26 protein-coding genes are annotated in these 24,754 nt (G+C 62.2%); all 26 read right to left on the bottom strand.

Annotation, left to right across the window (positions count from 1 at the left end):
• Positions 1-2: 2 nt before the first annotated feature.
• On the bottom strand, positions 3-743 hold the full coding sequence (locus C3F36_RS17475; protein WP_104455538.1) for a heme ABC transporter permease: 741 nt from the start codon (positions 741-743) through the stop codon (positions 3-5).
• Between the two features lie 166 nt (positions 744-909).
• Entirely contained in the window at positions 910-1,578 is a 669-nt protein-coding gene (ccmB, locus tag C3F36_RS17470; protein WP_010673945.1) for a heme exporter protein CcmB, read from the bottom strand.
• Positions 1,579-1,581: 3 nt separating this feature from the next.
• Positions 1,582-2,217, bottom strand: a complete 636-nt coding sequence (ccmA, locus tag C3F36_RS17465) for a cytochrome c biogenesis heme-transporting ATPase CcmA (RefSeq protein ID WP_039039903.1) — start codon at positions 2,215-2,217, stop codon at positions 1,582-1,584.
• A gap of 218 nt (positions 2,218-2,435) precedes the next feature.
• Positions 2,436-2,822 (bottom strand): DUF2802 domain-containing protein, encoded by a 387-nt coding sequence (locus C3F36_RS17460; protein ID WP_010673943.1) that lies wholly within the window; start codon positions 2,820-2,822, stop codon positions 2,436-2,438.
• 71 nt (positions 2,823-2,893) lie between these two features.
• Positions 2,894-3,382 carry a chemotaxis protein CheW gene (locus C3F36_RS17455; RefSeq protein ID WP_010673942.1) on the bottom strand — a complete coding sequence of 163 codons (489 nt, stop codon included), beginning with the start codon at positions 3,380-3,382 and terminating at the stop codon, positions 2,894-2,896.
• Between the two features lie 69 nt (positions 3,383-3,451).
• Complete coding sequence (locus C3F36_RS17450) at positions 3,452-4,318, bottom strand: chemotaxis protein CheW (RefSeq protein ID WP_104455537.1); 867 nt, start codon at positions 4,316-4,318, stop codon at positions 3,452-3,454.
• Entirely contained in the window at positions 4,315-5,109 is a 795-nt protein-coding gene (locus tag C3F36_RS17445) for a ParA family protein (protein WP_010673940.1), read from the bottom strand. Before C3F36_RS17445 ends, C3F36_RS17450 begins: the two co-directional genes overlap by 4 nt.
• 4 nt (positions 5,110-5,113) lie before the next feature.
• On the bottom strand, positions 5,114-6,022 hold the full coding sequence (locus C3F36_RS17440) for an OmpA family protein (protein ID WP_104455536.1): 909 nt from the start codon (positions 6,020-6,022) through the stop codon (positions 5,114-5,116).
• Between the two features lie 2 nt (positions 6,023-6,024).
• Entirely contained in the window at positions 6,025-6,762 is a 738-nt protein-coding gene (locus tag C3F36_RS17435; RefSeq protein WP_164882629.1) for a flagellar motor protein, read from the bottom strand.
• Positions 6,763-6,764: 2 nt separating this feature from the next.
• A complete protein-coding gene (locus C3F36_RS17430; protein WP_045525213.1) occupies positions 6,765-7,880 on the bottom strand; it encodes a protein-glutamate methylesterase/protein-glutamine glutaminase in 1,116 nt (371 codons plus the stop codon).
• A 31-nt stretch (positions 7,881-7,911) separates the two neighbouring features.
• A complete protein-coding gene (locus tag C3F36_RS17425) occupies positions 7,912-10,068 on the bottom strand; it encodes a chemotaxis protein CheA (protein ID WP_104455535.1) in 2,157 nt (718 codons plus the stop codon).
• Positions 10,069-10,079: 11 nt separating this feature from the next.
• On the bottom strand, positions 10,080-10,820 hold the full coding sequence (locus C3F36_RS17420; RefSeq protein WP_041212633.1) for a protein phosphatase CheZ: 741 nt from the start codon (positions 10,818-10,820) through the stop codon (positions 10,080-10,082).
• 12 nt (positions 10,821-10,832) lie between these two features.
• Complete coding sequence (gene cheY, locus C3F36_RS17415; RefSeq protein ID WP_425278782.1) at positions 10,833-11,204, bottom strand: chemotaxis response regulator CheY; 372 nt, start codon at positions 11,202-11,204, stop codon at positions 10,833-10,835.
• Positions 11,205-11,326: 122 nt separating this feature from the next.
• Positions 11,327-12,046 carry an RNA polymerase sigma factor FliA gene (locus tag C3F36_RS17410; RefSeq protein WP_029314170.1) on the bottom strand — a complete coding sequence of 240 codons (720 nt, stop codon included), beginning with the start codon at positions 12,044-12,046 and terminating at the stop codon, positions 11,327-11,329.
• Positions 12,039-12,914 carry a MinD/ParA family protein gene (locus tag C3F36_RS17405; protein ID WP_010673932.1) on the bottom strand — a complete coding sequence of 292 codons (876 nt, stop codon included), beginning with the start codon at positions 12,912-12,914 and terminating at the stop codon, positions 12,039-12,041. The genes C3F36_RS17410 and C3F36_RS17405 overlap by 8 nt, the downstream gene beginning before the upstream one ends.
• A gap of 1 nt (position 12,915) precedes the next feature.
• Entirely contained in the window at positions 12,916-14,412 is a 1,497-nt protein-coding gene (gene flhF / locus C3F36_RS17400; RefSeq protein ID WP_041212630.1) for a flagellar biosynthesis protein FlhF, read from the bottom strand.
• A 16-nt stretch (positions 14,413-14,428) separates the two neighbouring features.
• Entirely contained in the window at positions 14,429-16,531 is a 2,103-nt protein-coding gene (gene flhA, locus C3F36_RS17395; RefSeq protein ID WP_010673930.1) for a flagellar biosynthesis protein FlhA, read from the bottom strand.
• A 320-nt stretch (positions 16,532-16,851) separates the two neighbouring features.
• Entirely contained in the window at positions 16,852-17,982 is a 1,131-nt protein-coding gene (gene flhB / locus C3F36_RS17390; RefSeq protein WP_010673929.1) for a flagellar biosynthesis protein FlhB, read from the bottom strand.
• A 74-nt stretch (positions 17,983-18,056) separates the two neighbouring features.
• Positions 18,057-18,854, bottom strand: a complete 798-nt coding sequence (gene fliR, locus C3F36_RS17385; RefSeq protein WP_010673928.1) for a flagellar biosynthetic protein FliR — start codon at positions 18,852-18,854, stop codon at positions 18,057-18,059.
• A 91-nt stretch (positions 18,855-18,945) separates the two neighbouring features.
• Entirely contained in the window at positions 18,946-19,215 is a 270-nt protein-coding gene (gene fliQ, locus C3F36_RS17380; RefSeq protein WP_010673927.1) for a flagellar biosynthesis protein FliQ, read from the bottom strand.
• Between the two features lie 125 nt (positions 19,216-19,340).
• Positions 19,341-20,099 carry a flagellar type III secretion system pore protein FliP gene (fliP, locus tag C3F36_RS17375; RefSeq protein WP_104455534.1) on the bottom strand — a complete coding sequence of 253 codons (759 nt, stop codon included), beginning with the start codon at positions 20,097-20,099 and terminating at the stop codon, positions 19,341-19,343.
• Positions 20,086-20,469, bottom strand: coding sequence for a flagellar biosynthetic protein FliO (gene fliO, locus C3F36_RS17370; protein WP_010673925.1), 384 nt, complete (start codon positions 20,467-20,469; stop codon positions 20,086-20,088). Before fliO ends, fliP begins: the two co-directional genes overlap by 14 nt.
• Complete coding sequence (fliN, locus tag C3F36_RS17365) at positions 20,466-20,861, bottom strand: flagellar motor switch protein FliN (protein WP_010673924.1); 396 nt, start codon at positions 20,859-20,861, stop codon at positions 20,466-20,468. Before fliN ends, fliO begins: the two co-directional genes overlap by 4 nt.
• 41 nt (positions 20,862-20,902) lie before the next feature.
• Positions 20,903-21,976 carry a flagellar motor switch protein FliM gene (fliM, locus tag C3F36_RS17360; protein ID WP_041212627.1) on the bottom strand — a complete coding sequence of 358 codons (1,074 nt, stop codon included), beginning with the start codon at positions 21,974-21,976 and terminating at the stop codon, positions 20,903-20,905.
• Between the two features lie 10 nt (positions 21,977-21,986).
• Positions 21,987-22,493, bottom strand: coding sequence for a flagellar basal body-associated protein FliL (gene fliL, locus C3F36_RS17355; RefSeq protein WP_010673922.1), 507 nt, complete (start codon positions 22,491-22,493; stop codon positions 21,987-21,989).
• A gap of 57 nt (positions 22,494-22,550) precedes the next feature.
• Entirely contained in the window at positions 22,551-24,752 is a 2,202-nt protein-coding gene (locus C3F36_RS17350; protein ID WP_104455533.1) for a flagellar hook-length control protein FliK, read from the bottom strand.
• Between the last annotated feature and the right edge of the window lie 2 nt (positions 24,753-24,754).

Here is a 24,754-nt window from a genome sequence, read left to right as displayed (position 1 = left end):
GCTTACTTCTCCTGCCTGGCGATGTCGGCGACCCAGGGGCGATGCCACTCCCGCATCAGCAGCTCATTGCGAAAACGCATCAGGGTCAGGGCACCGAGAAACGCGGCGAACGCCAGGATCATGATGAGCAGCGGCCACAGCATCTCGGGGGAGATGGAGGGTTTGTCAAACTTGGTGATGGTGGCCCCCTGGTGCAGGGTGTTCCACCACTCCACCGAGTAGTGGATGATGGGCAGGTTGATCACCCCGACCAGCGCCAGGATGCCGGCGGCGCGGCCCGCCACCACCTTGTCGCTGAAGGCGTTGTAGAGGGCGATGACACCCAGATAGAGGAACAGCAGGATGAGCTCGGAGGTGAGCCGGGCATCCCACACCCACCAGGTGCCCCACATGGGTTTGCCCCAGGCGGCGCCGGTAAAGAGGGCAATGAAGGTGAAGACGGCCCCCACCGGGGCGATGGCCGCCACCGTCATGTCTGCCATGCGCAGTTGCCACACCAGGCCAATGAAGGCGGCCACCGCCATGGTGGAGTAGGCGCCCATGGAGAGGATGGCGGAGGGCACATGGATATAGATGATCCTGAAAGAGTCGCCCTGCTGGTAATCGGCGGGTGCGAAAGCCAGCCCCCAAACGGTGCCGATGATGAAGGCAAGCAGGCTTGTCACGGCAAAGCAGGGCAGCAGGGTGCCGGCCAGCCCATAGGCGCGCTCGGGTTTGGCATAAGGGTGCAACCATTTCCACATAGCTCACGAAACCTTTCAGTTATTAATTTTTAAGTGGCGAGGGCTACCATACCCATGGGGGAAAAACATCATATCCCCCGAAAGCAATAAGCAGCCATCCCCTTGATCTATCTCAACTATCTCGCCCCTAACAAGGCTTCAAACGAAAATCTTTTCACCAAATCAATCAGTTGACACTCACCCGCAACGCCGCCGAGATGGCCAGGGGCGTCAGAGTCAATGCCCCCACCAGCATGGCCCCCAGGATGGCGAGCTGACCGGCATAGGGCAGTCCCATGCTGGCCGCGTCGATGGCGGACGTGGCGAAGATAAGCACCGGAATATAGAGCGGCAGCAGCAACAGGCTGAGCAGCACGCCCCCCTTGCGCAGCCCTGCGGTCAGCGCCACTCCGACTGCCCCGAGCAGGCTCAGCACCGGCGTACCGAGCGCCAGGGTGGCCACCACGGCCAGATAGGTCTTCAGCTCCAGGGAGAGCAGGATGGCGAGCAAGGGGGAGACCAGCAACAGCGGCAGACCGGTCAGCAACCAGTGAGCGATCACTTTGGCCAGGGCCAGCAACCCCAGGGGATGGGGCATCAGCATCATCTGCTCCAGGGCGCCGTCACTGAAGTCGTCACGAAACAGCCGCTCCAGGGAGAGCATGGCCGCCAGCAGGGCCGCCACCCAGATGATGCCGGGAGCGATGCGGGCCAGCAACTGGGGCTCGGGTCCGATCCCCAATGGAAACAGGGTGATGACAATGAGGAAGAACCAGAGCGGGTTGAAGATGTCGGCGCGCTGGCGCAGGGCCATCAGCAACTCGCGGTGAATAAGGTGTATGACGGCGCGCAGCATGGGCTACTCCTGCAACAGCGAGGTCAGGGAGAGGGTCTTGAGCCGTCCCTGCATCAGGGTCAGATCCTGGTGGGTCGTAAGGACCACCATGCCCCCCCTGTCCGCGTGGGCGAGGAACAACTGCTCCAGCACCCTGACCCCCTGCTTGTCGATGGCGGTGAAGGGCTCGTCCAGGATCCAGAGCGCCGGTCGCTCGCTCAGCCACAACCTGGCCAGCGCCACCCGTCGCTGCTGCCCGGCGGAGAGCTGCCCCGCGGGATAGTCTTCGAAACCGGCTAGGCCGACCTGGGCCAGCACCCGCCAGAGATCCACGCCGTCCCCGGCAGGGCCATGAAGCTTCTGGTAGAAGGAGAGATTCTCAAGGGGGGTCAGGGTCGCCTTGACGCCGGGCTGATGGCCCAGGTAAAGCAGGCTGGCGTGGTATTCATCCCGGCAATGGCGGATATTCTCCCCATTCCAGCACACCTCGCCAGCAAAGGGCTGGGAGAGGCCGGTGAGCAGGCGCAACAGGCTGGTCTTGCCCACCCCGTTGGGACCCTCAATCTGCATCAAATCCCCGGCACGCACCGCGAAGGAGAGATGTTCAAACAGGGTGCGATCTTCACGCACGCAGCTCAGATTGTTCGCTTGAAGCAGCATGGGGATGTAATCGTTGAAAATGAGGCGGCCTGCATCTTAACACAGGATCCGGAGGCGTCTTTTCAAAGATGCCAATAATCAACAGGATTTGTGGGGAAGATCGCGCCCCCACCAAAGAGATTGATGCCAAAGGATTATCACCGTCCCGGCATCGAGAAAGAGGTGGCCACGGGCCGAACAGAAAGCGGGGAGGCACCGGCCTCCCCGCGACACATCCGTCAGCTGCGTCCCTTTCGCAGGGAAATAAGCAGCTCCGCTTCCGCCTGGGGCAACTCGCACTCGCTCATCACCTCGTCCAGATCGGCACCAAGCTCCACCATCTTGGCGGCGCGGCTGTAGAGGCGGCGCTCCGGATCCTGCAACGTCAGCTCCTGCTGGCTGTCGTGGATCTTCTGCATGGCCCCTTCTGCGGCTTGCAGACGCTGACCCATGCCGATGGCGCCCGTGTGCAACTCCATCATCTGCTTGCGCAGACTCTCGAGCTGCCCCTGCAGCGCTTCCACCCTGGCCTCGGACTCTCGCTGGCGACGACGGTGTCCCAGGATCCCGTAAAGGGCCAGCACCAGTGCGAGCAAGGACAACCCCAAGGCTGCAAATTCAATCATCAAACCATCACCTTACCGTCACAGGGAGGCGGACAGGTGCCATCGCCCCCGTCCGCACGTTCCCGTCCCTGTTACAGGGAACCAATGTCTTCCCACTCTTCGTCGGAGAGCAGCTTGTTGAGATCCACCAGGATCAGCAGTTGGCCGTCACGGTTGCTGACGCCCTGGATGAACTTGGCGCTCTCCTCGGTGCCCACCGCCGGGGCGGCATCGATCTCGGAGGAGCGCAGATAGACCACCTCGGCCACGCTGTCCACCATGATGCCGATCACCTGCTTCTCCGCCTCGATGATGACGATGCGGGAGTTCTCGCTCACGTCCCCGGCCGGCAGGCCGAAACGGGAGCGGGTATCGATGACGGTCACCACGTTGCCACGCAGGTTGATGATCCCCAGCACGTAGTCAGGTGCACCCGGGACCGGAGCGATCTCGGTGTAGCGCAACACTTCCTGAACCTGCATCACGTTGATGCCATAGGTCTCGTTTTCCAACTGGAAGGTCACCCACTGCAGCACTTCGTCTTCGGCCAGATTCTGTGCAATATTGCGCTTCTCTGTCATCTTCTTGATCCTTGTATGAACCCGTCAACGGGTAAAATTAGCAATAAAACCATGGCGATGCCGACGTTGTCAGCGGCCTTCGATGTTCACGCCCCGGCCAAGCAGCAGCAAGAGCTCCCTGACGTGCAGCAGGGCACACATCTTCTCCTTGACCATGCCGGCCAACCAGGGGCGCTTGCCCTCCTGATGGCGCCACTTCACCTGGTCCCGGTGCAGCAGTTCTGTGCCCTTCAACTGGTGACAGGCCAATCCCCAGGGTGATTCTCCCAGCATAATCAGATATTTGTAATCGTCCATCTCCAGATGCTGGCCCGGCATGACCCACTGGGCCGTGTCCACCACGTTCATCTTCTGCTCGCGGGAGGTCATGATCCCCTTGTACCAGCCCGGCTGGCCGAAGAGAGAGGTCACCTCCCCCAGTTGATGGATGCCCCCCAACTCGGTCAGAGGCACCGCAAACGTCACCCCGGCCACGTCGAAGAAGAGCGCCTGAAACTCGTTGCCGGTATCCAGGTTCTCCCAGGTCGACGGTGCGGGCGCCGCTTCTAGGGCGGGTGCGGGTTCTGCCACCGCGAGGGCGACGGGCTCGACCTCCTCCACCACGGCTTCCACCACCGGCTCTGCCAGGGCGACCAGAGGCTCACTGTCAACCACCTCTGCCTCGAGCTGGAATGGTTCGACATGCACCTCTTCGTGGCTCAGGGCATCCATCTCGAACTGGACCTGTCCCACCTGGGCAAGCAGCTCGCTCAGCTGGGCCAGTCGGGTATCGGTTTCAAGATAGGGGGTGGCAGCCACCTCCGGCACGGCGACGGTCTGACGTTGCAACGCAGGAGCCGGTGCTTCGTCTTCGGGATCTTCCCGCAGCAGGGCATCGTCCAGCAGCAGGGAGTGGAAATAGTCGTCCATGGCCCGAACCTGGGTGGTCTCTCTCACGGCATCACCTCCTGGGTCCGTTGACGCTCCAGCGCGTCGAGATGGTTGAGCAGGGTCTCATAGGCATAGGTGCCCCGGCTGCCCGGTGCATAGATGGAGGGAGGAATGTGCACCAGACTGGCATCCCTGAATTTGGTGTCGATGGGAATGACCGCATTCCACACCGCCTCCCCATACTGCTCCTTGATGGACTGCAATGTCATCAGGGAGGCGCGGGTACGCTTGTCAAACATGGTCGGAATGATGGTGTAGCGGAACTTCTCCCGCTTGGAGCGCTGCATGATCTCGAAGGTCTTCATCATCCGCTCCAGCCCCTTGAGGGCCAGGAATTCGGTCTGCACCGGCACCAGGATGCGATCGCAGGCCGCCAGCGCGTTCACCATCATGACCCCCAGCACCGGCGGACAGTCGATGAGCACGTAGTCGAACTGATCCTGCACCCGCAGCAGAGCGCGCTTGAGCACCAGCCCCATCCCTTCCCGGTTGCCCATCACCCGATCCAGCGTGGCCAAGGTAATCGAGGCGGGCAGCAGGCTGATGTTCTCGAATCGGGTCTTGAGGGTCATCCGGTTGACCAGCTCGGCGCTGGGTTTGGCCGCCTGGAACAACTCGTACAGGGTGCCTTCCAGCCTGTCCGAGTCGAAATCGAGATAGGAGGTCAGGGAGGCGTGGGGGTCGGTGTCGATCAGCAGTACCCGCTGGCCACGCTGGGCCAGAATGCCCGCCAGGGAGACGACCGTGGTGGTTTTACCGACTCCACCCTTCTGATTGGCAACCGTCCAAACAATCACTGTATCAATCCTGCCTTGTTGTTATGCGTATGCCCCCACCGGGCAGCGCGATCACCCTGATCTTTTCACTGTCGACACTCTGCGGTGCGTCCTGCACCGGCGCCACCGTCAGCGGTTTGACGGGGGCTGGTGGCACCCAGGCGAACCTGGATATGGCGACCACCACCTTGCGATTCTGTAATCGTCCCTGCTCGGTGCCATTGTCGACGAAGGGGGAAAACTCTCCGTACGCCTCGTAGGCTAGCCGACCGGGAGCCACCCCCTTGCCCACCAGCGCATTGAGCACTGCCTCGGCGCGGGCCGCTGACAATGTCCAGTTGGAGCGGAAAATTTCGTTGTTTATCGGTTGGTTATCCGTGTAGCCCCGCACCCTGACATAGTTATCGACCGGTTTGAGAATACCTGAAAGCGTATCGAGCACGGGTGCGGCATTGTTCCCCAGAAAAGCGCTGCCACTGTTGAACAGGAGACCTGAACTCAGCTCCACCGTCAGCCAGTTGTCATCCTGCGCAAGCTTCACCACCCCCGCATCGACCAGGGCGCCCATGGACTCCTGGATCTGCATGTCGATCTGCGCAAGAGCCGTGCCATCTTGCGAGACGGGCGTACCCGTGATGGGGGCACGCGAGGGGGACACAGAGGCCTGGCTCTCCAGCAGGCTGGGGGCGGCCGAGACCGGGTTGTCCAGCAAGGAATTACCCCGCCCTTCCAGCAGGCCATCGCTGCGCGGCGCCTGGTTGAAGGCCTGGGTCATGCCCTCGATGACGGCGCGGTACTCCTCCTTGTTGACGATGGCAACGGAGTAGAGCACAACGAAAAGGGCGAAGATGAGCGTCATGTAATCGGCATAGGAGACCAGCCAGCGATCGAGATGCTCTCGCCCTTGCAGGTGCAAACGATAGCGCTTGCGCATGGCTACTCCCCTTTCAGATAAGCCCGTAACCGCCTTTCAACCTGCGGGCCGTTCTCCCCGTGGGCGATGGCCAGAAGCCCCTCCAGGGTCATCTCCTGATAGAGGCCGTAATGGTAGTGGAAGGCGCGCAACCGATTCGCAATCGGCAGATAGAGCAAGTTGGCAAAGCCCACCCCGTAGATGGTGGCGACGAAGGCCACGGCAATGCCCGCCCCCAGGGTGCCTGGCTCCTCCAGATGAAACATGGCCTGGATGAGGCCAATCACGGCCCCGATGATGCCGATGGTGGGGCTGTACCCGCCCATGGACTCGAACACCCTGGCCGAGTGCTCGTTGCGCTCCTGCTCGATGTCGATGTCCGCCTCCAGCAGGCTGCGGATATCCTCGATGGAGACGCCATCCACAATCATGGAAAGCCCCTGGCGGGTGAAGGGATCGGGCTCGGCCTCGGCCTGGTTTTCCAGCGCCAGCAAGCCTTGCTGGCGGGCGAACTGGGCCCACGTCTTCAGGCGCTCGGCCTGCTCCGCAAGATCCAGCTGCGGCGGAAACAGCATCCAGGTCGCCTGCCTCAGGGCACTGAGCAGGTACCTGCGGGGAGTCTGCAAGATCACCGCCCCCCAGGTTCCCCCGACGACGATGACAAAGGCCGGGCCATCCAGCAGGGTCAGCAGGCTGCCGCCATGCCACCACTGGGCGATGGCGACGGCCCCCAGCGCCAGCACCAGGCCGAGCATGCCCATGGTCAGCGACCCAACTCGACCAGAATGCGCTGGGCCACCCGATCCAGCGGCAGGGATTCGCTTGCTATGCCCGCCTTGGCAACGGCCTGGGGCATGCCATAGACCACGCAGGAGGCTTCATCCTGCGCCCAGATGGTCGCCCCCTGCTCCTTGAGCAGACGGGCACCGTCGCGGCCATCCGCGCCCATGCCGGTCAGGACGATGGCCAGCACCTTGTCGCCATAGGTCTTGGCGGCGGAGGCGAAGGTGATGTCCACGCAGGGTTTGTAGTTGACCTTGTCATTGCCATCGATGATGCGAAGACGGGCACCGGGCCCGCGCCCTTCCAGCAGCATCTGCTTGCCACCGGGGGCAAGATAGGCCTGACCCGGCTTGAGCACGTCGCCGTCCTGCGCCTCCTTGACCCCTATCTGGCACAGCCCGTTGAGGCGGGCGGCAAAGGCAGCGGTGAAGGTAGCTGGCATGTGCTGGATCAGCAGAATGGGATGAGGGAAATCCCCCGGCAGCTTGGTCAGCACGTTCTGCAGTGCCACCGGCCCGCCGGTGGAGGTACCGATGGCAACTAGCTGGTAACTCTTGCCGCTGCGCTTGAACGCGGCGGGAGCCGCCGCTGCCCGCACAGGCTCGGGCTGGCGTTCGGCCAAGGGGCGATTCAGGGTCCCCGTGACGGCGGGCCGGGCGGCAGGCTCGGGGGCGCGGGGCCGGGTCGCCATCAGGAAGCGTTTGCGAGCGATCTCCTTGACCCGCTGCTGCAGCAGGTTGACGGCTTCGTCCTTGTCCCGGGCGATGTCTTCAAACTTCTTGGGCAGAAAATCGAGGGCGCCCGCATCCAGCGCATCCAGGGTTGCCTTGGCTCCCTCGTGGGTCAGGGAGGAGAACATCAGGATGGGGGTCGGACACTTGGCCATGATCTCTCGCACGGCGCTGATGCCGTCGAGCACCGGCATTTCAATGTCCATGGTGATGACGTCGGGCCGCAACTGCTGCGCCTTGTCTACCGCCTCCCGCCCGTTCTGGGCCGTGTCGATCACCGTCATCAGGGGATCCTGATTGATGATTTCGCTGACCCGACGGCGGAAGAAACTCGAATCGTCGACCACTAATACCTTGACTGCCATTGTTATTCTTTTAACTCCTTGAGCCTGGCGCTCAGTGGCGACGGGCATAGGCCTTGAGCAGGCTGGGCACATCCAGAATAAGGGCGATGCCGCCGTCGCTGGTGATGGTGGCGCCGGCCATGCCGGGGGTACCTTGCAGCAGGTTGTCCAGGGGCTTTATCACCACCTCTTCCTGACCGATGAGGTTGTCTACCACGAAGCCGACCTGCTGGGTGCCGATCTGGACGATGACCACGTGGCCCTGGTCCTGGCGGGCTGTCTTGCCGGCACCGCGTACCAGCCACTTGTGCAGGTAGAACAGCGGAATCGCCTTGTCACGGACGATGATGGTGAGCTGGCCATCCACCACGTTGGCCTTTTTCAGATCCAGGTGGAAAATTTCATTCACGCAACCGAGGGGCAGGGCGAAGGTCTGTTGACCCACCTCCACCATCAGGGTCGGCAGAATGGCCAGGGTCAGGGGAACCTTGATCTCGAGACGGGTGCCCTTGCCCCAGGTGGAATCGATGTGCACCGAGCCATTGAGGCTGACGATGCTGGTCTTCACCACGTCCATGCCCACTCCACGGCCGGAGATGTCGGAGATCTCCGACTTGGTGGAGAAGCCGGGGGCGAAGATCAGGTTGTAGGCATCGTTGTCGCTCATGCGCGCCGCGCTGTCAGCATCGAGCACGCCACGGCTGATGGCGATGGACTTGAGCTTCTCCGGGTCCATCCCTGCGCCGTCATCCTCGATGCAGAGCAGAATGTGATCCCCTTGCTGGGAGGCGCTCAGGGTGATGGTGCCCTGACGGGGCTTGCCCGCCTTCTCGCGCACGTCCGGCATCTCGACGCCATGGTCGCAGGAGTTGCGCACCAGGTGAACCAGGGGGTCGGCCAGGGCCTCCACCAGGTTCTTGTCCAGATCCGTGTCCTCACCCACCATCACCAGCTCGATCTCCTTCTTGAGGGTACGAGCCAGATCGCGCACCACGCGCGGGAAGCGGCCGAATACTTTCTTGATAGGCTGCATGCGGGTCTTCATGACCGCGCCCTGCAGATCGGCGGTCACGACGTCGAGGTTCGCGACAGCCTTGGACATCTCTTCGTCATTGCTGGCGATGCCGAGGCTCACCAGGCGGTTTCTCACCAGCACCAGTTCGCCCACCATGTTCATGATGACGTCCAGGGTCTTGGTATCCACCCGCACCGTGGTATCGCTCTGTACCGCGCTGCTCTCGGCGGGAGCGGCCTGCTTGGCAGGGGCGGCCTTGGCTGGCGCTGGGGGCTCTGCCGGCGCGGGTTTGGCGGCCACTGGCGCCTTGGGCGGCGTAACCGGGGCTGCGGGGGCAGCGGGTGCCGGGGCCTTGGGTTCGGGAGCGGGCGCAGGAGCAGGTGCCAGACTGTGCTGGGGCCCCTGCCCACGGCCATGCAGTTCATCCAGCAGGCGCTCGAACTCATCGTCGTCGATGAGCTCGTCCACCTCTTTCTGGACCGACTGCAAAGGTGCCAGATCGGGGGCACCACCGTGCTGGCCCTGACCATGGAGCTGGTCGAGCAGGGCTTCGAATTCGTCGTCTGTGATGTCACCTGAACCGTTCAGCACGGGGGCGGCAGAGACCGTTGGCGCTTTGCCGACACCGTGCAGCTCATCGAGTAGACGTTCAAATTCGTCGGCGGAGATCTCGTCGATGGAGCCACCGCCATTGACGGCGACAGGCGCCACCTCGGCGATGACCTCGGGTTCTGGTGCGGGTTCGGGCTCAGGCTCGGGTGCTGGCTGGGCCGCCACGCTGGCGGTACGCAGCTGCTCCTGCCCTTCCGGCTTGCACAGCTCGTGCAGATCGTGCAGCAGATCGGGAGAAGCGGGGCTTATCTCTTCGCGGTTCTGGACCTGGGCAAACATGACGTTGATGGCATCCAGCGCCTGCAAGATGACATCCATCAGCTCGGCACTGAGGGTCCGCTTGCCGTTGCGCAGCATGTCGAACAGGTTCTCGGCACCGTGACAGACATCCACCAGTTCGGTGAGGGAGAGGAAGCCCGCTCCCCCCTTGACGGTGTGGAAGCCGCGGAAGATGGCGTTCAACAGGTTCTTGTCATCGGGCCGCTTTTCCAAGTCGACCAGTTGTTCAGACAACTGTTCCAATATTTCTGATGCTTCGACCAAAAAGTCTTGCAGTATGTCTTCATCAACTTCGAAGGCCATGCGTCACTCCATTAGAATCCCAGGCTAGACAGCAGATCGTCCACATCATCTTGACCATTGACCACATCTGAGCGGGTCTGCGGGTTCATGATGGGGCCTTCCGCCTCGATGCCGCTCACAGGCAGGCTACGTGCCGAATTGTCGCTAACGCCCTCACCGAACATGGTCAGCATCTCTATCAACTTCGTTTCAACTTCCTGCACCAGCTTGATCACCTTGCGGATCATCTGACCGGTCAGGTCCTGGAAATCCTGAGCCATCAGAATTTCCGTCAGCAGTTGTCGTAACTTATCGGCATCCGTCTCAGAAGCCTTAATAAAATCATTCAGTTGATGGCACAGCGCCTTGAATTGACCCAGCTCGAGATCCCGGCTCATCAGGGCATTCCAGTTGGGCATGACCAGCTGAATGTTGTCGTTGAGTCGATCGGCGATGGGAAGGCTTGCCTCGACCGCATCCATGGTGCGATTGGCCGCCTTGTCCGTCATGTCGATGACATAGCTCAGACGCTCCCGGGCATCCGGGATCTCATGGGTGGCCAGGTCGGGGATCCTGGGATCCAGGCGAAAATCCTGCAATGAGTTATGCAATTGGCGGGTCAGCTGCCCCACCTTGTCAAACAGGGCCGCCGCATTGGGGGCGCACACATCGGCGAGGATGGTATCGGCCTGTTCAAACTCTTCCCGCTCCAGGTGGGCAACCAGCATCCTTGCCTGGTCAAGCGAGATCATGGCACTCGTTTTGGCCTTCATCCCTGCCGCTCCTTAGCCGATACGCTCAAAGATTTTGTCGAGCTTCTCTTTGAGGGTGGCAGCGGTGAACGGCTTGACGATATAGCCATTGACCCCGGCCTGGGCGGCTTCGATGATCTGCTCGCGTTTGGCTTCGGCAGTCACCATCAGAACCGGCAGGTGCTTGAGCTTGTCGTCGAGGCGAATCGCCTTGAGCAGGTCGATGCCCTGCATGCCGGGCATGTTCCAGTCGGTGACCACGAACTGGAAATCGCCATTTTTCAGCATCGGCAACGCCGTGTTGCCATCGTCTGCTTCATGGGTATTGTTGTATCCCAGGTCACGCAGCAAGTTCTTGATAATCCGGCGCATCGTTGAAAAGTCATCGACGATGAGGATTTTCATGTTCTTGTCCAAAGTTCCTCCTAAATAGCCGCCAAGACGGCTCACTTACATGATGCAGATCGCAGGTTTTATGGTGCGGATTATGCCTTAGAGTTGTGCTCCAGTGTAGCCAGTACAACCACTTATAAATTCCAATCTCGCAAACGGGCGCGCAGCCTGTGCATGGCCTGACTATGAATCTGGCTCACCCGAGACTCACTCACACTCAATACTTCACCGATCTCGCGCAGATTCAGCTCTTCATCGTAATAAAGGGAGAGCACCAGCGCCTCCCGCTCCGGCAGGCGGGCGATGTGCTCCGCCAGGGCCCCCTGGAAGCGCTCGGCCGCCAGATCGTCGAATCCTCCCTGACCGTTGCCTTCATCGGGATGACCGATGACATCCTCGCTGACGCCCAGATCCTCGATGCCGATGATCTTGCCGCAGGAGACATCCTGCAGCATGGCATGGTACTCCCCGAGGGACACCCCCATATTGGCGGCCACCTCGGTGTCTCTGGCATCCCGGCCATGGGCCTGCTCCACGTTCTCGATCGCTTCTGCGATGGCACGGCTGTTGCGGTGCACCGAGCGGGGCACCCAGTCCCCACGGCGGATCTCGTCGAGCATGGCACCACGGATGCGGATGCCGGCATAGGTTTCAAAGCTGGCGCCCTTGCTGCCGTCAAAGTTGCGGGAAGCTTCGAGCAGCCCAATCATACCTGCCTGGATCAGGTCATCCAGCAAGACACTGCTTGGCAGGCGAGCCAATAAATGCTGGGCAATCCGCTTGACCAGCGGAGCGTGTCGCTCGACCAGCACGTAGGAATCCTGATGACGCAAGTATGCTTGGGCTTTATTCACGGGAGTCTTCCTGTGTTATGACCGGCTTTTGCAACAAGTTTTCCAGGAAAAATTCGAGGTGGCCCCCCGGCTGATTCGGGATGGGCCAGCTCGCCGCCTTGTTCGCCAGGGCACGAAATGCCAGGGCGGCAGGGGATTTTGGAAACGCCTCAACTATCAGTTTCTGCTTGCGCACCGCGGCCCGCAGGTTGGTGTCGTAAGGCACGCAGGCCACCAGCTCCAGGGAGGTATCCAGGAAGCGGTCGGTGACCCGGGTCAGCTTGGCGAACAGCTCCTGCCCCTCGCGCAGGGAGCGGACCATGTTGGCCACCACCTTGAAGCGGAATACACCGTGATCCTTGGAGAGGATCTTGATGAGCGCGTAGGCATCCGTGATGGAGGTGGGTTCATCGCACACCACCACCATGATGTCCTGGGCGGCACGGGTGAAACTCAGCACCATGTCGGAGATCCCCGCCGCCGTGTCCACCAGCAACACGTCCACCTGGGTCTTCATCTCGCTGAAGGCGCGGATGAGCTCGGCATGTTGTACCGGGGAGAGCTCGACCATGGACTGAGTGCCCGAGGTGGCTGGCACTATCATCATGCCGTAGGGCCCCTCGACGATGATGTCGTCCAGGGTGCATTCCCCCGCCAGCACATGGGAGAGGTTGCGATGCACCCTCAGCCCCAGCATGACGTCGACGTTGGCCAGACCAAGGTCGGCGTCCAGCACCAACACCCGCTTGCCCTGGGCGGCCATGGCTCCCGCCACGTTCAGGGTCACGTTGGTCTTGCCGACGCCCCCCTTGCCTCCGGACACGGCGATCACTTTCACTCGATTGTTTTGACGCATTTTGCGCAGACCACTCGCCTGATCCATATACATGTTACTCATAAAACTCCGAATCTTCGGATTCGCCAAAACCCGATCCCCAGAAATAGGGATCTTCTGCTTCCCGTTCCAGCGACCCCATGGCGGCACCGACCAGCAGCGCCGCGTTGGCAACTTGAATATCTTCCGGCACCCGTTGCCCGTCGGTGATGTAACTGATGGGCAGGGCGTTTTGAATGCACACGTTGATCACTTCACCCAGATTCAGGCTCTCGTCGAGCTTGGTCAGAATGCAGCCGGAGAGCGGAATGCGCCGGAAGTGATCCACCGCCTCCTGCATCACACGTCGCTGGGAGGTGGCCGACATGACCAGATAACTGCGGATGCGCACCTTGGCATTCTTTACCAGGGTGTCGAGCTGTTCGGTCAGGCGGATATCCCGCTGACCCACCCCGGCGGTGTCGATGAGCACCAGCCGGCGATGGCGGAACTGATAGAGGGCACTGGCCAGCTCTTCGGCGTCCCGCACCTGCCGCACCGGGCAACCCATGATGCGACCATAGGTCTGCAGCTGTTCGTGGGCCCCGATCCGGTAGTTGTCCGTGGTAATGAGCGCCACCTGCTCGGCGCCATACTTCATGGCAAAGCGGGCCGCCAGCTTGGCGATGGTGGTGGTCTTGCCCACCCCGGTCGGTCCGAGCAGGGCCACCGCCCCTCCCTGACGCAGGATCTCGTCCTCGCTGATCTTGAGCTGGGCCGTCAGCACCTCGGCCAGCTGGGCCATGGCCTGATGGATCGGCATGTCTTCGGGGATGAGGCCCGCCAGCTGATCGGCGAAGGCGTCGTCAAACCCCATCTTCTTGAGCTCCTTGATGAGCAGGGCGCGCATGGGTTCGCGGCGTTCCACCTCCTGCCACATCAGGCCGGAGATCTGGTGCTCCAGCAGCTTGCGGATGCTGGCCATCTCCTTGCGCATCCCCTCCATCTCCTGATCTCGCTGGGCGGACTGGGCCTGGCGCGGGGCGGCGGCAGGACGGGCCTTGGGCTTGGCGGGCTCGGGAGCGGCGCCCCACTGGCCCTGTTCGGCCAGGGTTCTGGGAGCACTGGCCGCGCCCGCCAGTCCGGCGGACTGGGTGCCGGCAGCGCCATTGGCGGGCCAGGAGGCCGAAGCTGGCTGACCGTTGCCTCCGTTGCCAGACCATGATCCCGGTGCGGCATTGCCACCCGCCGGGTTGGCCGGATTGAGCTTCTGCTGGCGTGCCAGCAGGGCCGCCAGGGTATCGGCGTAGTATTCGTTCTGTTCCTTGGGTGGCGCCGACCTCGTCATCTGCTTGCCCGCAGACGAGATATTGACGCTCTCTTCATTCAACTGACGGCGAACCGGCGCGTCTTTGGGCCCCGGTACCTGGGATTGATAATCGACGGCCGCGACTATCTCCACCCCACCGGTGACCTTTTTGTTGGACATGATGACGGCATCGGGTCCGAGAGTCTCCTTGACCTCGGCCAGCGCCGTGCGCATGTCTTTGGCAAAAAACCGCTTAATCTTCACCCGTCATCTCCGCTAACTAGCCCTGTCCCACCGCACTGACGATGCGGATCTGCTTGTCGTCAGGCACTTCCTGATAGGACAGCACGCGTAATCCAGGAATGGCATTCTTGACAAATTTCGCCAGGGTATTGCGCAATATCCCCGATGTCAGAAGCACGGCCGGCTGGCCTTCCAGTTCTTGTCGTTGAGTGGCTTCCACCAGGGAGCGTTGCATCCGCTCCGCCAGTCCCGGTTCGATACCGGCGCCATCTCCCCCACCTGCTTGCAGGGATTGATGCAATATACGTTCCAGTTCTGGTGACAAGGTGATCACCGGCAGCTCGGGCTCGGGGCCGGCAATCTCCTGCACAATCAATCTGCGCAGGGCGATCCGGCAGGCTGCGGTCAGCACTTCCGGGTCCGGGCTGCGGGGCGCATATTCCACGAGGGTCTGCAGGATAGTGCGCATATCGCGAATTGGCACGCCTTCATTGAGCAAATTCTGCAATACCTTCACCAGGTTGCCCATGCTGATCACCTCGGGAACCAGTCCTTCCACCAGCTTGCTCTGATGCTTCCCTATCATGTCGAGCAGTTGTTGCACCTCGTCATGACCCAGCAGCAGCGCCGCATGGTTGGAGAGGATCTGGCTCAGGTGGGTAGCCACCACGGTGGCCGCATCGACCACGGTGTAGCCAAGGGTCTGGGCCTGGGAGACCTGCTCCTTGGCGACCCAGACCGCCTCCAGCCCGAACGCCGGGTCCTGGGTGGCGATACCGTGGATCTGGCCGAACACCTGCCCCGGGTTGATGGCCATCTCCTTGTCGTGATAGACGGTGGCTTCCCCCGTGCTCACCCCCATCAGGGTGATGCGGTACTGGTTGGGGGCAAGATCCAGGTTGTCGCGAATGTGGACGGCAGGCACCAGAAAGCCCAGCTCCTGGGAGAGCTTCTTGCGCACCCCCTTGATCCGGTTGAGCAGCTCGCCCCCCTGGTTCTTGTCCACCAGAGGTATCAGCTGATAACCCACCTCCAGGCCGATGATGTCCACCGGCATGACGTCGTCCCAGCTGAGATCCTTCTGCTCCACCGGGGCATCCCCCTGGGCCGGCATGAGTTCACCGCTCGCCGCCTTCGCCTTGTTCTGCTTCTCGCGGCGCAGCAGCCACCAGGCGCCCGCCGCCGCCACCGCCCCCAGGCTCAGGAAAGCCAGGTGCGGCATGCCGGGTACGCTGCCCATCATCAGCAGGATGCCGGCGGAGATCACCAGCGCCTTGGGATTTTCGAACAGTTGGCCGAGTACCGCTGTCCCCATGTCCTGGTCGGTATTCTGACGGGTGACGATGATGGCCGCGGCAATGGAGAGCAGGAGCGAGGGGATCTGGGCCACCAGACCGTCACCGATGGCGAGCAGGGTATAGACCTGGGCCGCTTCGCCGAAGGTGAGCTGGTGCTGCATCATGCCGATGATGAAGCCGCCGATGATGTTGATGAAGAGGATCATGATGCCGGCGATGGCATCCCCTTTCACGAATTTGGAGGCACCGTCCATGGAGCCGTAGAAGTCCGCTTCCTGAGTCACGTCCTGACGGCGCTTCTTGGCCTCTTCCTGGTTGATGAGACCGGCGTTCAGGTCCGCATCGATGGCCATCTGCTTGCCGGGCATGGCGTCAAGGGTGAAGCGGGCGCTCACCTCGGAGATCCGGCCCGCACCCTTGGTGACCACCACGAAGTTGATGATCACCAGGATCATGAAGACGATGATGCCCACGGCATAGTTGCCGCCGATCACCACGTTGCCGAACGCCTCGATCACATGGCCTGCCGCCGCGCTGCCGTTGTGGCCTTCCAGCAACACCACCCGGGTGGAGGCAACGTTGAGGGCGAGCCGCAGCAGGGTAGCGATCAGCAAGACGGTGGGGAAGGCGGCAAATTCCAGGGGGCGGCGGGTATAGACCGCCACCAGCAGCACCACGATGGAGAGGGCGATGTTGAAGGAGAAGAGGATATCCAGCATCAGGGGCGGAATGGGGAGTACCACCATCCCCAGAGAGGCCAATACCAGCAGTGGCGTCCCTACCCCTCTGCTGAGCAGCCATTTGTACTCTTTGAAACGGCCCAGTCCCGCTTTGAATCCCATCGTGCATCTCAATGATAAACTGCCAATAGCGGATTAAAGCAAATATCAAGCCAAGGATTCAATGCATTGATCTATATGGTTTTTATTTTAACGCTGTCAGAAGTCCGTCGTTGGCGTCACGGGGAATGGTGACAGGGGGGAAGCTGCCTTCACCAAGCAGGCCAAAGGCCAGCCCAGGCCATGGGGCGAGGCGCCGCGCCTCGACAGGGAGATTGCGGCCTTGTTTGCGACACAAGGGAGAGATCGGATGGTGGCCGCTTTATTTGCGAAACGCGGGGGGCACAAGGGAGAGAACCCGGGATCAGGCTGCCACCACTGCGTTATTTGCGAAACTCGGGTGGAATGGGCAGATCCGTGGCGATGGGGGTCGGGCGCCGGCCGCGGCCACGGCGAAACTTCTTGAGCTGATAGACATAGGCCAGCACCTGGGCGACGGCGGCGAAGAGCCCCTCCGGGATCTCCTGGCCAATCTCGGTGGCGTGGTAGAGGGCCCGGGTGAGCGGCGGGGAGGACATGACGGGGATGTCGTATTCGCGCCCGATCTCCCGGATCTTCATCGCCACCTCGTCGACCCCCTTGGCCAGTACCTTGGGTGCCGCCCCCGGCTTGCCCGCATCGTATTTGAGCGCCACCGAGTAGTGGGTCGGGTTGGTGATGATCACATCGGCCTTGGGGACATCCCCCATCATGCGGCGCATGGCCATCTGCATCTGCAACTGGCGTATCCGCCCCTTGACCTCGGGCTTGCCTTCGCTGTCCTTGAACTCGTCCTTGATCTCCTGCTTGGTCATCTTGAGTTGGCGATTGTGGTTCCAGCTCTGGAACGGCACATCGATGGCGACAATGGGGATCAGGGCGCAGCAGAGGATGATCAGCATCCAGAGCAGCAGGTCCAGGGCATCGACGATGCCGCCGGGAAAGCCCTCGAGAGAGAGATTCAGCAGATGGTTGAACTGGCTCGACAGCATCCACCAGGCAAACAGACTGATAAACACCACTTTTGCGATGGATTTGACAAGTTCCACCAGAGATTGCACCCCGAACATCCTTTTGATGCCGCTCAGGGGGCTCAGCTTGCTCCACTTGGGCAGCATGGCCTCGGAGGAGAAGTTCATCCCGCCGAGCAGGGTGTTGCCGACGAAGGCGGCGATGATCACCAGCATGAACAGCAGCCCCAGAGGCTGGATCAGCTCCCCCAGCAGGGCAGGCACCATGGCCCCCATGGCATTGGGGTCGAACGCCTGATCCCGGTCCAGGGTAAAGCCCATGGTGAGCACCTTGATCATGGCCCCTGCCAGACTCTCCTTGATCATCAGGAGGCCGAACACGGTCGCCAGCAGGACGCTGGCGGTACCCAGCTCCTTGGAACGTGCAATCTGCCCTTTTTCCCGGGCTTGTTGCAGTCGTTTGCCCGTGGGTTGTTCTGTGCGTTCCTGATCGGTATCAGCCATGCTGGCCTCCTGCCGGCATCAGCCGACTGGCGGCCCGCCAGAGTGGCGGCAAAAGGGCCGCAACCGGGAGGGCCTCAGTCATGCTGGCCCCCGAAGCACTGAACGTTGATGAGCTCGCAGCTGGTCTCCTGCACCCGCTCCCAGAGCGCGTCGAAGTGTCCCATGAAGCCACCGATGGTGAGCCAGAGGATGAACAGGCCCGACATCATGCTGACCGCAAAGCCGATGCTGAAGATGTTGAGCTGGGGGGCCGCACGGGTCATCACCCCGAACGCGAAGTTGATCAGCAGCAGGGCGATGATGGCCGAGAGCGCCATCACCAGAGAAGCCTGATACATGACCCCGAGAAAGCTCACCAGGCTGCGGATGGCTGGCAGGGTGAGTCCGCTGTCAGATACCGGCAGGGTTTCGAAACTCAGCACCACCATGCGCAGCATCAGCAGGTGGCCGTCCACCGCGAGAAACACCAGGGTCGCCAGCATCAGGTAGAACTGGCCCACGACGGGAGCCGACTGGCCGTTCATGGGGTCCACCAGGGTGGCAAAGCCCAGGCTGGTCTGCATGGCGATGACCTGACCCGCCATCACGAAGGTCTCCAGCAGGAACTGGGTCATGAGGCCGAGCGCGATGCCGATGAGCAGTTGCTGCCCCAGCACCAGGAAGCTGCCGAGGGAGAAGAGCTCGATCTTCGGCATGGGGGGCAGCAGGGGGGCGATGATGAGGGTGATCGCCAGCGCCAGGCCGATACGGATATGGGCGGGGGCGAGCCGACTGCCAAAGACCGCCATCACCATCAGGAGACTGCTCACCCGGGCCAGGGGCCAGAGGATGGAGGAGAGCCACTCCATGATGAGCGCCGTGGTGTAGGTCATGACAGCGGCACTCCCGGCAGGGGCAGGCCAACGGGAGGACGCAGGCCCCGGTCTGCCTCGGCCAGAGCGAAAGGGTGGCCCTTGGCTGGCATCAGCCCACCACCTCGGGGATCTGGCTCACCATCAGCTGGAAGAAGTCCATCAGACTCTGCAATCCCCAGTGGGCCCCCGCTCCCAGGGCCAGCAGGGTGACCACCAGACGGGGCAGGAAGCTCAAGGTCTGTTCGTTGATGGAGGTGGCGGCCTGGAAGATGGCGACCACCAACCCCACCATCAGGCTCGGCAGGATCACGGCGCACACCATGATGGTCACCAGCCAAAGCGCCTCGCGAAAGACGTCGACGAAGGTTTCAGGACTCATTGCTCGCTCCTTGTGATGGGTTTGCCCAGGGCCGCATCCTCCCGACCTCCTCCTTCGAGAGAAAGAGAGGCTTCTTCGCCTCCTCCCCAAATGAAGGGGAGAGCCGGGGGAGGGTCTGCCCTCCCCTAACCACCCGAGCCCAGCCCGAAGCTGGTGGCCAGGGAGCCCAGAATGAGGTTCCAGCCATCCACCATGACGAACAGCATCAGCTTGAACGGCAGGGAGACCAGCATGGGGGAGAGCATCATCATCCCCATGGCCATCAGGATACTGGCGACCACCAGATCGATGACCAGGAAGGGCAGAAACAGCATGAAGCCTATCTGGAAGGCGGTCTTGAGCTCGCTGGTGACAAAGGCCGGGATCAGCACCCGCAGCGGCACGTCCGCAGGCTCGGCCACCTGCACGTTCGCTATCTCCATGAAAGTATTGAGATCCTTGACCCGGGTCTGGGCCAGCATGAACTGGTGAATGGGCAGCTCCGCCTTCTCCAGGGCCTCCTTGGCCCCGATGGTCTCGGCCAGATAGGGCTGCAGCGCCTCGTTGTTGATGCGATCCAGCACCGGCGACATGATGAAAAACGACATGAAGAGGGCGATGCCGATCAGCACCTGGTTGGAGGGGCTCTGCTGCAGACCGATGGCCTGGCGCAGGATGCCGAGCACCACGATGATCCGGGTGAAGGAGGTCATCATGATCACCATGGCCGGCAGGAAGGAGAGCGCGGTCATCAGCGCCAGCACCTGCAGGGTCAGGCTGTACTCCTGACTGCCATCCGCCATGGTCTTGACGGTGAGTGCAGACATGCCGTCCTGGGCCATCGCCAGGGGCGAGAGCATCAGGGAGAGCAGTGCCAGCCACCCGATCCAGTTAACGTTTTTCATGCTTGCCCATCAGTTTGCCCAGTTGCTCGGAGAACGCCTGGGGCTGGCTCTCGTCCAGCGGCTCCTCCAGGCGATAGAGGAAGTTGACCTGCTGCGGCGTCACCCCGACCAGCAGCTGCTGGCCGCCCACCTTGACCACCATCAGCTTCTCCTTGTAGCCAAGGGGCAGGGTGGCGATGACCTTCATCTGGCCCCCTCCCATCACCTGGGAAAGCTTGCTCTTCTTGAGCAGGAAGCCGAGCACCAGAATAAGGCCGATCACCATCAGGCTGGAGAGCAGCCAGGAGGTGAGGCTGGGGGGATTGGCCCCTACCCCCGGGTTGGCCAGGGCTGGCAGGGAAAACAGCCACAACGGGAGCACACGGATCATTTGAGCTTCTTGATCCTTTCAATCTGGCTGATGACGTCGGTAAGGCGGATACCGAACTTGTCGTTCACCACCACCACCTCGCCGTGGGCGATCAGGGTGCCGTTGACCAGCACGTCCAGGGGTTCACCCGCCACCCGATCCAGCTCCACCACCGAGCCCTGGTTCAGTTGCAGCAGGTTGCGAATGCTGATCTGGCTGCGGCCCACTTCCATGGCGATGGTCACCGGGATGTCCAGAATGGTGTCCAGCTTGCGCCGCTCTTCAGCGCTGATAGGGGCTTCGTCCTTCAACTCCTCAAGGGGGGCAGGCTTGGCTTCGGCCGTGACCTGCTCCTCCAGTGCGGCCGCCCAGGCGTCAGCCATCAAATCCTGCTCGTCATCGGTTCCGCTCATCTTCAATTCCTCAGTGTTGCAACACCTCCCCTGGGGGAGGATCAATCAGGGTGTTTGTCAGAGATGCTTCGCTCGAGCTCTTCCAGCTCGGCTTCGCCATCAATGCGCACGCCCCCGCGGGTCACCAGATGCATCTCTGTCTTGACCCCGTCAGGGCGCTTGATTTTGTCGGTGATCTTGAGCGCCACGTTCTCCTTGGTGCGCCCCATCTTGGCGTGGAAGGTGGGCAAGTCCTCCACAAAGACCAGCAGGTTCTCCGGCATCTCCACCGGGATGATGTCCCCGGGTCTGAGCTCCATCAGCTCACGCAAGGAGAGCTCGGTCTCCAGCAGCTTGGCCTTGAGCTCCACCTTGACGTCCATGATCTCGTCGCGCAGGGCCTTGCTCCAGCGCACGTCGGTATCCCCCTTGTCGCTCTGCACCCCCGCATCCAGCAGTTCGCGGATGGGTTCCAGCATGGAGTAGGGCATGGCCACGTGGAAGTCGCCGCCACCGCCGTCCAGCTCGATGTGGAAGGAGCTCACCACGATCACCTCGGTGGGGCTGACGATGTTCGCCATGGCAGGGTTCACTTCGGAGTCAAGGTATTCAAAGCCCACGTCCATCACCGGTGCCCAGGCATCCTTGTAGTCCTCGAACACCAGCTTGAGCAGCATCTGGATGATGCGCCGCTCGGTGGGGGTGAATTCCCGCCCCTCGATCTTGGCGTGGTAGCGGCCATCACCGCCAAAGAAGTTCTCCACCAGGATGAAGACGAGCCGCGCCTCCATGGTGATGAGCGCCGTCCCCTTGAGGGGGCGGAAACGCACCATGTTCAGGCTGGTGGGCACGAACAGGGTGTGGACATATTCGCCGAACTTGAGCATCTGCACGCCGTTGATGGAGACCTCGGCGGTGCGCCGCATCATGTTGAACAGGCTGATGCGCATGTGGCGGGCAAACCGTTCGTTCACCAGCTCCAGGGTCGGCATGCGGCCGCGGACGATGCGGTCCTGGGAGGAGAAGTCGAACTGGGCGATACCGGGATCTCCGGCTGATCCCAGCTCCTCCTCCTCGACATCGTCGACGCCATGCAGCAGGGCATCAATCTCGTCCTGACTTAACAGATCGCTCACGCTTCACCTTTCATTGCATGACAAAGCCGGTAAACAGCACTTGTTCGATTACGGGAGAAGAGACCAGGTCGTTCAGCACCCGGCGGCACTCTTCCAGCGAATCCTGACGCAGCTTCTCCTTGCCCTCGAAGGTCATCAGCTGTTCGGCGGTCGCCGAGCTGAAGACCCGCAGCAAGGTGCCTTCGATCAGGGGAATGTTCTGTTTGGCCAGGGTTTCGTCGGCGGTGCCGCGCACCATCAGCTGGATCTTGATCTGCACCAGCCGATCCCGCTGGCCTCCCGCCACGTTGAACACGAAGGGACGGGGCATGCCCACATAGAGCGAGGGCTGGGGCGTGTTCGCCTCCGGCTTGGCCTCGCTCTTTTCGGCAGCGGGCTCATCCCCACCGGCGAGCATGAACCAGGCGCCGGCGCCGCCCCCGCCAAGGAGCACGACGGCCAGGGCGACTATCATGATCAGCTTCTTTTTCTTGCCTGCCGCCGGATCCTTCAGCGTCAGTTCGTTATCGTCTGCCATCCCTTGTCCACCCTAGTCTCAAACTTGTTCGGTATCATAAACTTACTTAAGAATGCATCAAGCATAGAAATCGATTCCGGCATCGTTTGCCGATTCCACCAGCAGCGTGAGGTTGCGAGCGCTCCCCTCGGCCTCTCTGCCATCGCTGCCGCCACCATTTCCCCCCTGTCGCCCCTGGTCACCGAAACCGGACTGACCCTGGGAGGATGACTGCCCTTGCTGCTGGAAGGCTTGCTGCTGCGCCTGCTGTTGCACCACGGTCTGGCCGAGCTGGATCCCCTGCCCTGCCAGCATCTCCCTCAGCCGCGGCATGGCCTGCTCCAGCATCTCCCGGGTCTGGCCATGCTGCACCATGAAGTGGACGTTGGCCTGGCTGGAGGCATCAATCTGGATCTGGATCTTCATCTTGCCAAGGCCCAGGGGGTCGAGCTGGATCTCCGCCTGTTGCAGCTTGTCCGCCAGCATCAGGTTCACCTTCTGGTGCAACTGGGCCGGCGCCTCCGGGGTCGCCAGCTTGAGGTGGGGCAGACTCTGGGGCTCCCGCCGTGCGGCGAGCTCGGCCGCGGGCTTGCTCTCGCCAGCCGCCGTCTGGGCAGGCGGCAGGGAGGCCGTGGCGTCGGTCTGTCCCGCCCCCTTGGTCTCAACCCCGCCAGGCTTGCCCACTTCGTCCAGGGACCCCTTCATATCGCTCTTCTTGAACTCGGCGGCAACCTTGACCATCGCGGGGGCCGACTCCATCTGCTGGATGCCGGCCGACAAGGCCGTCAGAGAGGCCTGGGGCCCCTGGGACTCCTGGCGGGCCAGGATCTGTTGCGGCGCCGCCAGCGTCGGCTCCGGGGTGCTCACGGGGGCGGCTGCCGGGCTGGGGCTGCCGGTCTGAGCCGTATTCTGTTCCGGCTTGGTCGTATTCTGTTCGAGCCTGGCTGCCTGCACCGGCTTGTTCTCCGATACGTCCTGAGCCGAGCCGGGCTTGCCGTCCCCGGTCGTGCCCGTCAGCCCGTCCCGGGTGCTGGCCTCACGGGGCAGGTTCCCAGCGGCATTGGGCGCGTCACCCTGGGCTGTCACCTGACTGTCCAGACCAACCTTGACCAGCCCCTCGCCGAAGGACCTGGCCGCACCGGCCTGCGCCGTTGGGGCTTCGAGGTGTACCGCAGTGCCGGTTCCCTTGTCAGCAGCGGCCTCCGGGCTCGGGATCACTTTTGATAGCAAAGCCGCCCGCTCCGCGCCGGACAGGGGGGATGGCCCCTCGGTCTTGGCCCGTGTGGCGCCAGTGTCGGCGGCCTTGTCTGTACCCTTCTCCGTGCCTTTCTCCGCAATCTGGTCGGGAGCGGCGGATCCGAGCTCTGCGTCGCTCGCCACAAGGGCGTCTGCCAGGGTCCCTTGTCCCCCCTTGCTTGCGCCAGCCTCGGTCGTAGCAGATTTATCCACGCTCTGGACATCGCCGCGCACCGCGGTTTGCGTCGTCTCGCCGTCCGCTGCTAGTGCTGGCTCAGCCTTTGCGAATCCGGTCTGAGCCAGGGCGCCTCTGGCAAGGTCGCTTTGTGTCACGTCGCCCTGTGCCTGGCCACTCTGTATCGGGCCACGGGCTGTCGCCCCGGTCTGTGCCAGATCTGTTTGTGCCAAGCCGGTTTCTGCCAACGCATTCTGCATCGGGCCATGCGCCGTCGCCACGGTCTGGACCGGATCGGTCTGTGCCAGCTCGGTCAGTCCTGCGCTGCCCGGCACAGGGCCGCTCGGCGGCATCGGTGCAGGCTTTGCGGTAACGCCCTTGCCTTCGGCACCGGGCCCGGACAGGGCACGGGACTCGACCAGCGGCTGCGACTCGGGCGGCAAGTCATTGCCGTCGACGGGCGCACTCTCTCCCTGAGGTGAAGGAGGCACGGCGGGGTGCACCAGGCTCACGTCCTGACGCAGGGAGGCCTGCAACTGCTGAAGGAAATCGTCGGGGGGCAGACCCGGCTCGTCACCCGCCGCCCTCGCGGGCTGGGTCTCGTCGGCAGGGAGGTCGGCAGACGCCAAAGATTTGGCATCAGCGCCGTTCGTCTGCGGGATATCGTCACTCACCTGAGGCGTCATCGCGGCCTGACTGGCGGGGGCCTTGCCCATCAGCTGGGCCCTGACTATGGCGTCGGAGAAGGCAACCTTGCCATCGACCGGCAGCTGACCCCCCTCTACTCCTCCGATGGGAAGCGCCGAGGACGCACTGCTGTCGCTGGAAAGCACCTGAGCGGGCGTTTTAATCAACTGGGTCTGTATCATGC

It is taken from the genome of Aeromonas sp. ASNIH2 (genome assembly GCF_002934795.1).
Lineage (GTDB): Bacteria > Pseudomonadota > Gammaproteobacteria > Enterobacterales > Aeromonadaceae > Aeromonas > Aeromonas caviae.
The sequence above is the reverse complement of the archived record's forward strand: the minus strand, read 5'-3'. Positions and strand labels throughout refer to the sequence as shown.

Coding starts and splice junctions, on each gene's coding strand:
- C3F36_RS17475 (WP_104455538.1), bottom strand. CDS start 743: ATGTGGAAATGGTTGCACCCTTATGCCAAACCCGAGCGCGCCTATGGG.
- ccmB (WP_010673945.1), bottom strand. CDS start 1,578: ATGCTGCGCGCCGTCATACACCTTATTCACCGCGAGTTGCTGATGGCC.
- ccmA (WP_039039903.1), bottom strand. CDS start 2,217: ATGCTGCTTCAAGCGAACAATCTGAGCTGCGTGCGTGAAGATCGCACC.
- C3F36_RS17460 (WP_010673943.1), bottom strand. CDS start 2,822: ATGATTGAATTTGCAGCCTTGGGGTTGTCCTTGCTCGCACTGGTGCTG.
- C3F36_RS17455 (WP_010673942.1), bottom strand. CDS start 3,382: ATGACAGAGAAGCGCAATATTGCACAGAATCTGGCCGAAGACGAAGTG.
- C3F36_RS17440 (WP_104455536.1), bottom strand. CDS start 6,022: ATGCGCAAGCGCTATCGTTTGCACCTGCAAGGGCGAGAGCATCTCGAT.
- C3F36_RS17435 (WP_164882629.1), bottom strand. CDS start 6,762: ATGGGCATGCTCGGCCTGGTGCTGGCGCTGGGGGCCGTCGCCATCGCC.
- C3F36_RS17430 (WP_045525213.1), bottom strand. CDS start 7,880: ATGGCAGTCAAGGTATTAGTGGTCGACGATTCGAGTTTCTTCCGCCGT.
- C3F36_RS17425 (WP_104455535.1), bottom strand. CDS start 10,068: ATGGCCTTCGAAGTTGATGAAGACATACTGCAAGACTTTTTGGTCGAA.
- C3F36_RS17420 (WP_041212633.1), bottom strand. CDS start 10,820: ATGAAGGCCAAAACGAGTGCCATGATCTCGCTTGACCAGGCAAGGATG.
- cheY (WP_425278782.1), bottom strand. CDS start 11,204: ATGAAAATCCTCATCGTCGATGACTTTTCAACGATGCGCCGGATTATC.
- C3F36_RS17405 (WP_010673932.1), bottom strand. CDS start 12,914: ATGTATATGGATCAGGCGAGTGGTCTGCGCAAAATGCGTCAAAACAAT.
- flhA (WP_010673930.1), bottom strand. CDS start 16,531: ATGGGATTCAAAGCGGGACTGGGCCGTTTCAAAGAGTACAAATGGCTG.
- flhB (WP_010673929.1), bottom strand. CDS start 17,982: ATGGCTGATACCGATCAGGAACGCACAGAACAACCCACGGGCAAACGA.
- fliR (WP_010673928.1), bottom strand. CDS start 18,854: ATGACCTACACCACGGCGCTCATCATGGAGTGGCTCTCCTCCATCCTC.
- fliQ (WP_010673927.1), bottom strand. CDS start 19,215: ATGAGTCCTGAAACCTTCGTCGACGTCTTTCGCGAGGCGCTTTGGCTG.
- fliP (WP_104455534.1), bottom strand. CDS start 20,099: ATGAAAAACGTTAACTGGATCGGGTGGCTGGCACTGCTCTCCCTGATG.
- fliO (WP_010673925.1), bottom strand. CDS start 20,469: ATGATCCGTGTGCTCCCGTTGTGGCTGTTTTCCCTGCCAGCCCTGGCC.
- fliN (WP_010673924.1), bottom strand. CDS start 20,861: ATGAGCGGAACCGATGACGAGCAGGATTTGATGGCTGACGCCTGGGCG.
- fliL (WP_010673922.1), bottom strand. CDS start 22,493: ATGGCAGACGATAACGAACTGACGCTGAAGGATCCGGCGGCAGGCAAG.
- C3F36_RS17350 (WP_104455533.1), bottom strand. CDS start 24,752: ATGATACAGACCCAGTTGATTAAAACGCCCGCTCAGGTGCTTTCCAGC.